The sequence below is a fragment of the Sphingomonas segetis genome, assembly GCF_009720245.1.
In the GTDB taxonomy this organism is placed as follows: Bacteria; Pseudomonadota; Alphaproteobacteria; order Sphingomonadales; family Sphingomonadaceae; genus Sphingomicrobium; species Sphingomicrobium segetis.
In genome coordinates this window covers 1-2111 of sequence record NZ_WJSQ01000257.1, presented here as the reverse complement: position 1 = coordinate 2111, position 2111 = coordinate 1, and the positions used below count along the sequence as shown (strand labels likewise).

Below are 2111 nucleotides of genomic sequence, written 5' to 3'. Positions count from 1 at the left end.
CGCCGAGGCGCGGCGGCCGATCGCGCGGGCGCGCGCGAGATGGTGATCGACCTGGCGCCGCATCACCAACGCCTCGCGACAGACGGTGTCGACGAGGTCGGGGGCATGCGCGGTGGCGGCGTTGGTGATCACCGTCAGCGGCGTCTTCAGCGCATGGGCGAGGTTGCCCGCGTGCCGCCGCGCTTCCTCCGCCTGCGCCTCGCTGTGCGAGAGCAATTGATTGATCTCCTCGGTGAGCGGCCGGATCTCGGCTGGGAAATCCTTGCCGATCCGCGACTTTTCCCCTGACCGAATTGCCGCCACGTCGCGCCGCACCCGCCGTAGCGGCCAGAGGCCGTAGACCGTCTGCAGCGCGGCGAGGATCAGCAGGCCGACTCCGAGCGCGGTGAAGCTCCAGAACAAAGTCGAGCGCAGCCGGTGGATTTGTTCGTTGATCGTCTCTCGCGATTCGGCGACCTGGAATTTCCAACGAACCGGCGAGCCGGGCAGGATCACGTCCTGCTCGACGATCCTCAGCGCGTCTTCGTGGCCTGGCAGGCTGAATTCGTTGCTGTCGTAGAGGTGCGGCTTGAGATCGATGTGGCTGCTGTTAATCCGCAGCCGCCGGTCCCACAGCGAGCGCGATGCGAACGTGTCCGCGCCGGCGCCGCTGATCTGGAAATAGAGGCCGGAATAAGGGTCGATGAAGCGCTGGTCGGCGGGCGGGCGGCTGAACCTTACTTCGCCGTCGGGACCGATTTCCGCGGCGCCAAGCATTCCGTTGAGGATCGTGACCAGCTGCGAGTCGACATTGTCGACGATCGTATGGGTGAGGATGCGGTCGAGCGCGAAGCCGCCGCTCAGCAGCAAGGTGACGATCCAGATCGCCGCGACGCCGATGATGCGCCGAGTGAGGGAGCCGGTGCGCACGCGGTGGGCCCTTCGGCTGGCGGCGGAGGGAGGGTCGGACGCCGCCGCGACGCTGGCGGCTTCCTTGTTCAAGCGGTCCGAACCTCCGCCGGCTCCTCGAGGCTGTAGCCGAGGCCGCGAATAGTGGTGATCACGTCGGCGCCGAGTTTCTTGCGAATGCGCGTCACGAACACTTCGATGGTGTTCGAATCGCGGTCGAAATCCTGGTCGTAGATATGCTCGATGAGCTCGGTTCGGCTCACCACCTTGCCCTTGTGGTGCATGAGGTAGGAGAGCAGCTTGTATTCCTGCGCGGTGAGCTTCACCGGCTCGCCCGCTTTGGTCACCTTGCCCGAGCGGGTGTCGAGCCGGATATCGCCGGCGTTGAGCTCGCTACTGGCGTTGCCCGACGATCGCCGGATCAGCGCGCGCAGCCGGGCGATCAGCTCCTCGGTCTGGAACGGCTTGGCGAGATAATCGTCGGCGCCCGCGTCGAGCCCGGCGACCTTGTCCGACCAGCTGTCGCGCGCGGTCAGCACCAGAACTGGCATCTTGCGCCCTTCCTTGCGCCAGCGGTCGAGCACGGTCAGCCCGTCGATCTCGGGAAGGCCAAGGTCGAGGATCACCGCGTCGTAGCTTTCGGTCGAGCCGAGATAATGGCCGTCCTCGCCGTCGGTCGCGAGGTCGACGGCATAGCCTGCGCCTTCGAGGGTCGAGCGGAGCTGGCGCCCGAGATTGGGTTCGTCTTCGACGATCAGGACACGCATCGATGCTCCCCGGAACTGTTCATCTTCACGCCGTCAACCCGCGTTGAGGCGAGAGGTTGCTTATCCGGAACAACTGGGAAGGCGCGCGAAAAAGTCAATCGGCGCGCTGAACTGACGGTTACGGGCGCGACCGCCGGATGATCCGCCCGGTCTGTGGGTCGACGTCGACCCAGATCACGCGGCCGTTCTGGATGAACTTCATCCGGTACGTGCCATTGTTCAGTTCAGGGCCGAGATAGTCAGCGCCGTCCATGAATGGGATCACCCGGCGTTCGAGCTGCGGCAGCGGCATCGAACGGCCGTGCCGAGTCGCTTCGAACGCCCGCTCCTGCTCTCGGTGCGGCTGCTGCGACTGCCGATCCGATTGTTCCGCGCGCGGACCGCGGTCGCGCGGCCGGTCGGCCAGCGCCGGGGCGCTGCTGAGGCCGGCTGCAAGCACGCCGGCAAGGAGGAGGG

General features: G+C 66.3%; 2 protein-coding genes and 1 pseudogene. All 3 read right to left on the bottom strand.

Annotated features, from left to right (window positions below; translation table 11 throughout):
• Nucleotides 1–882: pseudogene (locus GH737_RS14550) on the bottom strand (histidine kinase); the annotation flags it as partial.
• 95 nt (nucleotides 883–977) lie between these two features.
• Nucleotides 978–1655, bottom strand: a complete 678-nt coding sequence (locus GH737_RS14545) for a response regulator transcription factor (protein WP_155265482.1) — start codon at nucleotides 1653–1655, stop codon at nucleotides 978–980.
• 118 nt (nucleotides 1656–1773) lie between these two features.
• Nucleotides 1774–2111: hypothetical protein (locus tag GH737_RS15540; protein WP_196233229.1), on the bottom strand; the 338-nt coding region annotated here is incomplete at its 5' end.